Origin of the sequence: Nitrosomonas sp. (assembly GCF_040240425.1) — a bacterium.
Taxonomy (GTDB): domain Bacteria; phylum Pseudomonadota; class Gammaproteobacteria; order Burkholderiales; family Nitrosomonadaceae; genus Nitrosomonas.
In genome coordinates this window covers 1-8,024 of record NZ_QPHG01000064.1, presented here as the reverse complement: position 1 = coordinate 8,024, position 8,024 = coordinate 1, and the positions used below count along the sequence as shown (strand labels likewise).

At 41.7% G+C, this 8,024-nt stretch carries 9 protein-coding genes, 3 pseudogenes and 1 riboswitch; of the genes and pseudogenes, 5 read left to right on the top strand and 7 right to left on the bottom strand.

Translation table 11 applies throughout. The features are described 5' to 3' along the window. Positions 1–176: 176 nt before the first annotated feature. The 5 genes and pseudogenes from DU481_RS15190 to DU481_RS15170 all read right to left on the bottom strand — a co-directional run bounded on the left by DU481_RS15190 (position 177) and on the right by DU481_RS15170 (position 1,951). A complete protein-coding gene (locus tag DU481_RS15190) occupies positions 177–512 on the bottom strand; it encodes a hypothetical protein (RefSeq protein WP_350135888.1) in 336 nt (111 codons plus the stop codon). 47 nt (positions 513–559) lie between these two features. Next, a pseudogene (locus DU481_RS15185) lies at positions 560–667 on the bottom strand (hypothetical protein); the annotation flags it as partial. Positions 668–732: 65 nt separating this feature from the next. Continuing rightward, positions 733–1,092 carry a hypothetical protein gene (locus DU481_RS15180; protein ID WP_350135886.1) on the bottom strand — a complete coding sequence of 120 codons (360 nt, stop codon included), beginning with the start codon at positions 1,090–1,092 and terminating at the stop codon, positions 733–735. Between the two features lie 24 nt (positions 1,093–1,116). Then, the gene (locus DU481_RS15175; RefSeq protein ID WP_350135884.1) at positions 1,117–1,392 is read right to left on the bottom strand and encodes a hypothetical protein; all 276 of its coding nucleotides are present in this window, start codon (positions 1,390–1,392) and stop codon (positions 1,117–1,119) included. Between the two features lie 340 nt (positions 1,393–1,732). Beyond that, positions 1,733–1,951: a DUF6471 domain-containing protein gene (locus tag DU481_RS15170; RefSeq protein WP_350135883.1), complete on the bottom strand. Its 219-nt coding sequence runs from the start codon at positions 1,949–1,951 to the stop codon at positions 1,733–1,735. A 198-nt stretch (positions 1,952–2,149) separates the two neighbouring features. Between DU481_RS15170 and DU481_RS15165 the strand changes: the two genes are divergently transcribed. After that, entirely contained in the window at positions 2,150–3,115 is a 966-nt protein-coding gene (locus tag DU481_RS15165) for an IS1595 family transposase (protein ID WP_350135881.1), read from the top strand. On the opposite strand, the gene DU481_RS15160 is transcribed toward DU481_RS15165, so the two are convergent. Next, positions 3,112–3,543 (bottom strand): hypothetical protein, encoded by a 432-nt coding sequence (locus DU481_RS15160; RefSeq protein WP_350135879.1) that lies wholly within the window; start codon positions 3,541–3,543, stop codon positions 3,112–3,114. The genes DU481_RS15165 and DU481_RS15160 overlap by 4 nt on opposite strands. Positions 3,544–3,893: 350 nt before the next feature. Between DU481_RS15160 and DU481_RS15155 the strand changes: the two genes are divergently transcribed. The 3 genes and pseudogenes from DU481_RS15155 to DU481_RS15145 all read left to right on the top strand — a co-directional run. After that, complete coding sequence (locus DU481_RS15155) at positions 3,894–4,529, top strand: methyltransferase domain-containing protein (RefSeq protein WP_350135877.1); 636 nt, start codon at positions 3,894–3,896, stop codon at positions 4,527–4,529. Between the two features lie 94 nt (positions 4,530–4,623). Next, positions 4,624–5,844, top strand: coding sequence for a glycosyltransferase family 4 protein (locus tag DU481_RS15150; RefSeq protein WP_350135875.1), 1,221 nt, complete (start codon positions 4,624–4,626; stop codon positions 5,842–5,844). Positions 5,845–6,349: 505 nt separating this feature from the next. Further along, positions 6,350–6,758 (top strand): annotated as a pseudogene (locus DU481_RS15145) (transposase); the annotation flags it as partial. A 139-nt stretch (positions 6,759–6,897) separates the two neighbouring features. Here the strand turns inward: DU481_RS15145 and DU481_RS15140 are convergent. After that, a pseudogene (locus DU481_RS15140) lies at positions 6,898–7,607 on the bottom strand (IS5 family transposase). 31 nt (positions 7,608–7,638) lie between these two features. Then, positions 7,639–7,725: riboswitch (cyclic di-GMP riboswitch) on the top strand. 112 nt (positions 7,726–7,837) lie between these two features. On the opposite strand from DU481_RS15140, the gene DU481_RS15135 reads away from it, so the two are divergent. After that, a partial coding sequence (locus tag DU481_RS15135) for a hypothetical protein (RefSeq protein ID WP_350135873.1) occupies positions 7,838–8,024 on the top strand: 187 nt, incomplete at its 3' end.

Sequence of the window (8,024 nt, the reverse complement as noted above, 5' to 3'; positions counted from 1 at the left end):
GCCGTTGTCAGAATAAGCATAGTCGATCTGGTAAGGACATTGAGCAACAGTAGCGATGAGAAAGCAAGCTGCACTATGCTGGGTTTTATCGGGAAGAATATCGGCATACAGCTCTCTGGAGAAATCATCGATGGCCACAAATAGATACTCGCGAGGTTCATTGGCAAACTGTCCTTTCAAGAAGGGAAGCCGCTTGGTATCGAAATGAACGAGCTCGCCCGGGTAAGATTTGTTATAGAGCGCTTCGCTTCACGCTTGAGACGTTCCTGGATGGTTTGCTCGACCTTGGCCAGACGTTTAAGGCCATACTGCAACGTCTTGAACCGTTGGTTGGTACTGTCACGCGGGATAAATTCCTGGAGTCTGGCGCGTTTCAGTACGTCATAAATCGCTGGACGGCTGACGTGGAAGTGTTCTGCCAGCTGAACTACCTTCCACAACCGGGTTTGATAAAGCCGCCAGATTTCCTGACGATCCAATAATGTTAAGCGAGTGCGTTTGTGTATGTTCATCTACAGTATTCTCCTGAATGCTGTAAACAACGCTAGGAATTCTTACAGCCGCGGAATGCTTGACCATTATTGTCCGCCTCGCTCTCCTTGATCCATCGTCCAAGCATGTTAGCCCTAATTTCCAGGCTCCTGGCAGCTTCTGCTACCGTAAATCCCGGCATTATGTAGCAGCCGCACAAACGGAAAATCCAACATCAATAAACCAAGCCAACCATTATTATTAGTTAATTTTTTGGATGGTTGACACACAATGAATTTCTCTTTGATTGCTATTCTTGTTTCTCTGGCTCTTGCTGCGGCATTTCTGATTCATGAGTTTTAAGGAATCAGGAAGCTCTCGCTCATGAGATACATCGCCTGAGGATTTTTGTTGCTGTATTTGCTGTGATTGTATTGTTTCAAGGGCTTGCTCTGGTTTTTCTTGGTATTTCTGTGACTTTTGATGATTGCCGGATTCAATCGCTTGAGAATCAGATTGCTTATTCTGAGAAGTCTGGCTCTGATTATAAGCGATCCATACACCAATAGCGGTTAAGATGATAGTGATAACACCAAACCAAAAATCATAATACTTAGCCACATGCGGCTTATGTGATCCTTTTATTTATCTATCACTTAGCTCACAGACGATCAGAGATTGCAGCGGCATAGGCAAAATCTTTTCTGGTTGATATGCGTCAGATAAAACATATTTCAGCTCATCGTCACTAATTTCCTTGATCTGTTCAACAGTTAAGCTAATAAATTCAAACTCTTCAATCTCTGGAGCATCCGGGATCTGCGGAATTTCAATTTTAATTTCCGGAGCTTTTGATATAGGGATTGAAACCGTTACAACATCCTTGGTATCAGGAAAACTATAAAAATAACGCTTGCTCATAGCTATATCATAAGAACATGTTTTTTATATAGGATATTTTCATGACCAATACGATCTCTAACGATGAAGAGGCCATTATTTTGAGTTCATCCAGGATGAAGTTCTGGTTATATAATCGAGAAGAAAATTATGCGCAATTTGAGCGTCATCTATCTCAGAGTCCGAGATTGGCTCGAAATAATACAAATCTCGATCCCGCGAAGATACATCATGAAAAGTCTTAATAATATCTTCTGATATGCCGGAGTGAGCACATAATGCAGCCAAAAGAGCTGGTGAGCCATAAGCACTGCTTGCGCTCGGTTAAGTTGTATCTTTAAATCTTCAAGCTCTGTCATAGTTAAATCCTAATATTTTCAACATCAATTGCCTTCATGCACTGCAAGAAAAACTGAAAAGTAAATGATCCTCGGTTAATCTTGGTGTTTATGCTGTTATAACTTTCTTCGATGCCAAGCTCCTTAAGCTTTGTAGCTAGAGTTTCATAATCAACACCTTTTCGCGCTAACTCGGACTTCAGGATATTTTTTGCATTAGCTTTCCAGTCTTGAGCTTCCATTTGCAAACCTCATATTTTTATTTACAAAGCAGCAGGATAGCATAGAAGCATCAAATATTTCATATCTGAAATATTTGTATTGAATATTATTCTATATATGATATATTGATATCATATATGACACATGCAGAGTAATTAATTATGTCGCAACACTTCCTGTTATCAGCCAAAGCCCGCACCTTATCGGTGCGCAGGGTTATGGATTTAACCGATGATCAAGAATTCCAACTATTCAAAGAAGTGCGCTGGGGTTCTGGCGACAATGTAGCGTGCCCTGTGTGTGGAACGGTAGGAAAGCATTACTTCATTAGCTCTCGCAAGCAATGGCGCTGCAAAGATTGCGGTCACACATTCTCGGTAACCTCTGGAACAATATCTGCATTCCATAAATTACCATTGCGCGCTTACCTTGCAGCGATTGCGATATATACCAACGCTGTAAAAGGATTATCAGCTCTGCAACTATCCCGTGATCTTGGGGTGCAATACAAAACGGCTTTTGTTCTGGCGCATAAAATCCGCGAATCGCTAATAAAATGCCGTGACGATTCGCCGCTTGTGGGTGAAATACACGTTGATGGAACTTACGTGAATGGATCGATTCGTCAGAAAAACAAGAAAAAAGACCGGATTGATCGCAGACTTGCAGAGAATCAGAAGCCTAATAAGCGTTGCGTGTTTGTGATGCGTCAGAAAGTGGAAACGGCTGGCAATTTGATTAAAGGCTCAAACAAGACAATAACATTTGTAATTAGAGCAGAGAATCAGGCTGACGTTAGCAAATTGGCCAATCAGTTTGTAAAGAAGGGATCAATAATCTGCGCCGATGAATCGAGCGCTTATGATACATTGCATGCAAAATTTGAAACGCGCCGCGTTAATCATACCAAGGAATATCGAAGCGATACCGGGACAACTAATAATTTGGCTGAATCATATTTTTCACGTTTCCGTCGCATGCAGTATGGCCAAACGCACAAATTCGGCAATCAATATCTAGCAAACTACGCCAATGAAGCCGCCTATCGGGAAGATACCCGTCGCAAGTCAAATGGGGAGATTTTTATGGATATTACGAAGAAATGTGCAAAAACTCGCGCACATCATGATTGGTGCGGATATTGGCAGGGAAATAAGCGCCAATCAGAGAGATTGGGATTCTAGGAGATCATCCAAGTGCGCTCCAAGCCTTCTGGCACTCCCCGCGTAACCAGCCCCTTGTTCTCTAAAATCTTCAATACGCTCAAAGCACTTCTCTGCATCTGATCAATCATTTCGGCATGTGACTCAATTCCTTTGGCTTGCAACATAGCTTCAGATATTCCCCTGCTTGTCATTGAGCATTCAGATTTTCGAAGAATATCTAAAATCAATCTAGGACATTCCCCAGGTTTGAAATATTTATTCTGCGCTACACGTTTCTTGGCTCGAATTGAGCGCAGATCAAGTTCTGGCGCAAATAACTTTATAGTGGCATCTATATGGCTTATTTCGCTCGAAATCCGATCAATTTCAGATTGATGTTGTTTAAGAATACTTAACATCTCTGAGCGTTTGGTCACCAGGGCAGAAACAACATGAGACTCGGACATTTGGCACCTGAAAATAAAAAATCAGGTACTATATTAATGACTAATGCCGGTTAGTGCTTTGTGTTGGTGCTACATAATAGCGGTAAATCCCTGATCCAGTACCAGACTGATTGCATCCAGTTTGAATTCCTGTGTATAGTGTTTCCTCGGTTCCACTTCTTCCTCCAATTAAAACTTTTTCTCTTAACTGGAGTGTCCGAGTCTATTGGACCACATCAGGCTTACCTCACTGAGTTAAGAAATACGTTTTTACAGAGCAAGGTCAACCTGTATAATATAAATAAAATAAGTCATTTTTATCATAGAAAAAAGTGTAATGTGGTTTTCATGTATAACTTGAGAGAATCTACATGGTTAATTGGCACGAGAAATACAAGACTCAGAATGTTAAACAAGTTATTTCTGAAACTGATTCTTTTACTTTAGAAAGGTATAATCAGTTTTTCAAATTTTTTCCAAAGGATGCCACAAGAATCCTTGACGTAGGATGTAATACCGGTAGAGGTGGATTGCGCCTAAAGCAGTTAAATCCAAAGTTAACGTTACTGGGACTTGATTGTGTACAAGAAAGACTGGATGCGCTCCCTGAATGCTATTCTCAAAATATGCATGGACTCTCAACAAATATACCCATTGAGGATCGCTCTGTTGATGTGATTGTAGCAGGTGAATTCCTTGAGCATCTGTATCCCGCGGATGTAGATATAACCTTATGCGAGTTTCAAAGAGTTTTGAAGATTGGTGGAAGATTGTTGCTTACGACACCCAACCCCAACTACATCAAAAGCAAGTTGACAGGAGCATCAGTTTATGGCAACAGTCATTTAACACAGCACTTTCCCAAAATATTGCGATTTAGGTTGCAAATGCACGGATTCTCAGGAGTTAAGATTTACGGTTCAGGTAAGGTTTCACGGTATTTAGGTCCGTATTTTCCACTTATGATGATTTATGGTAGCTATCTCATTTTTGCAAATAAGTGGTGAGAGCGGTGCTCTCAGCTCGCCATTCCCCGTGGTCTTACTATGGAAATCAAATAAGGTTTTAAACTTTGGCTTCTCACTTTCTTGATGATTTCAAATGAATATACTATTGTCTGCATTCGCTTGTGATCCCTATTCGGGCTCTGATGAAGAGGTTGGATGGCAGTGGGCCAAGCAACTGGCATTGTATGGTTACAAGCTTACAGTTTTCACTCGAGCAAGCCATAAGGAAGCCATTGAGCGCAGGATAGAAGAAACAGGGGAATGTAAGCACGTAAGATTTGTATACTTGGACTTGCCTAATTTGCATGCTTTTTTGCATAAATTTAATCGTCGCAATCATATTTATTATTATTTCTGGCAGTGGTTGGCCTTTAGGCACGCACTGATGTTGCACAATCAAATACCCTTTGATCGGGTGCACCATGTTACTTGGGTGAGCTTTCGTCAGCCAAGTTTTATGGGGTATTTGGGTATACCTTTTTATTTTGGCCCTGTGGCCGGAGGAGATGAAATTCCAGAAGGCTACACAAGAGCTTTTTCCTTAAAGCAAAAATTATTAGAAAAAGTACGAAAAATTGCCAATTCCTTTGTGAAATATGATCCCTTAATGCACGTTACTTTCGCCAATGCCGAAAAACTTTTCTTCACTTCTGAGCAGCATTTGACGAGAATTCCAAAAGTTTATCTGGCAAAATCTCAAATTTCATTAGCTATTGGGAGCGATTCTAGCTCGTGTAAGAATCAAGCTTTGACAAAAAAAGGTAATACTCAAAAAGTGCGCTTGTTATTTGTCGGACGCTGTATCGGCTGGAAAGGCATGGACTTGGGTCTTGAAATATTTGCGCTAGCACATAAGAAAAACTCGCAACTTTCCTTAACCATTATTGGCGATGGTGTTGAGAGATCACGCTGGGAAAATAAAGCCCATAAGCTTGGCATTAGCGCAGCCATTGAATGGTTGGGTTGGTTAGAAAAAGACAAGGTTAATCAAAGCTTCGCTGAATATGATGTATTCTTTTACCCCAGTCTCAGAGACTCTGGGGGATTTGTGGTGCTAGAAGCATTGCAAGCGGGCTTACCAGTGGTTTGTTTTAAACTGGGCGGTCCAGGTGTTGTGGTAAACGATACCTGTGGCGCTGCTATAGAGGCATTGCCGGATATTGACAAAACCATTGAAAATTATGTCGAGAAACTCTTGCATGTGGTAGAGCGTAGCCGCACTGATGTTCAGTTATCTTCAACTTGCCGCGTACGTGCAGCTGATTTCTCCTGGCGAGTTCTAATTGAACGTATCTACGAGACCACCTTTCAATGAGACTCCTTCTGTTTTGCGTCTGACAATGAGCGAAAGTTGTCTTATGCTACATTTCGATCAAATAAAACCGGATATTTTGTAAGCTTTTTTCAAATTCTATTGGTATTACTCACTATTTGCTATACGAATACGCGAGAATTACAATAACTAGAGCTTAGATTTCGCCATCAAAGAAGAAGATAATTAAAGAAGCAACAAAAAGCTTGATAAAGTGGCATAAGAATCGTTGCTGCCTTCCAAAAGGGAATTTTATTCTTCTGGAGGTCGCGATGAACGCAAAAAGATACACGGGCATCCCACCCGAACTGTGCTATTGGATAACATTTTTAAGCCAAACGCCCCCCCCTTTCGATCGATTGGAGACCTTGTACGGCACCCCCCTCAGGATTAAGGGGTTGAATGATAGCATTATGTTTTAAAACAATAGTATTGAAGTGTTGAATATGATTTATTTGACTAACCGAAGTCTATAAAATGCATCCCATTGATAATATCGAGTAAAGAGATGCAAACAAGCTTTTCGGAGATGAAGTATGGAACAAAGAAGAAACAAACGCGGCGTGATCGCTTTCTGGATGAAATTGAATTATCAACGCCTTGGTCATCTCTGACGGAAGTGATAGCACCATTCTATCCAGCAAGCGGTAAACCCGGTCGCCTGCCAGTTGGGCTGGAACGAATGTTGCGCATGTATGTTGTACAACAGTGTTTTGGCTTTTCAGATGAAGGATTGAGGATGCGGTATACGACGGTCAAGCGATACGGCGTTTTGTTGGCATTGTGATCTGAATCGAGAAGTGACGCAGGATGCAACGACACTGTTTAAATTCCGACATCTGCTGGATGATGAGCATTATCTGATTGAATCTATTTTCAATGCGATCAACGCGCATCTGGCTGAACGGGGCTTGATTAACTTGTCTTATCAGAGCGTAATGCTACCATCAGGTTGTACAGTTCATGGGGGCCGCTTCACAGTTTAAGCCAAAAAATATTAAATTTCAGCCCCATCCCCGGGTATTGCGCATAGAGTTTCGCTGTGCGGCGAATTATTCAGCGCTTCCCTAATTTGTCCAATCTGGAGAATATTCGACGAAATCCCTTGAGTCTACGGAATAATCTTTCGATCTCATTGCATTTTTTGTAGATGGCGCGATCATATTCCCATGGCTCTAATCGATTGGCTTTAAATGAAACAACCAGGATATAACCAAGTTCCAATGCAAGTTGCCTGGATGGTCACCTTTATAAGCGCGATCCATCAATAGATGAGGTCAGTGAAGTAACGGGGCCGAGCGCCAAGAGGAGTTGGCGCCCTGCCGGTGCATCATATGTGCATGTCCGGGGGATAAGGCGAAGGTTATGGCTGTTCTGTCATCTGCGGCAACCAGATGAATTTTAGTGATCCAACCGCCTCTGAATTTGTCGATGGATTGTGGGCCGTTTTTTTAATGCACTAGTGCCATCGGGATGCACTTTGATGCTGGTGCTATCGATCGAAACGACTTCGATTTTGTTGCATATGATTTGTTGTTGCTGCAGCTGCTCAAAAACTTTTTGCAGCAACCACTCTTCGCCCATCGATTCATCCGGGTACAAATGGTATGCCAGTTACCGAAACGTTTGGGTAGTCCGCGCATTCGCAGCCATGTTCGGTAACATGCAGAATAGCATTGAGAATTTGTAGATTAGTGACTGACATCGCCGCGCAGGCACGGCATACAGTGTTTAATCTGTTGATATTGAGTTTCGGTGATTTCCATCATCACGTTATATGAGATAGTGTTAACAGACTCTAGAAAAAGGCAAACCCTGCGAAAGCAGGGGACGCAAAGTCACTGGTCTAAAGGAGCCATTTCCGATGATAGCAGGACTGCAGGTACGCCATAACTATGCGCTTAAGTTACGCAGGTCATGTGATGGCTATTTAACAGAGTAACTGCTGATACATACCAAGGCAGTTCCGTACTTTAATTCTTAGTAGGAGAAAAATATGAATACTCTCAATTACGATGCACTACTAACAGCTAGTTCACTGGCAAGAATCGACAAAGCTTGTGCAATAAAGAAAGCTAATATAAGTTTTGAAGCAAAATTGTATCTTTGTATGATGACTATAATTTTACTGCTGATGAGTGGGGAAGGATTGTCTGCTGTAATAGACGATATTAAATCAGACA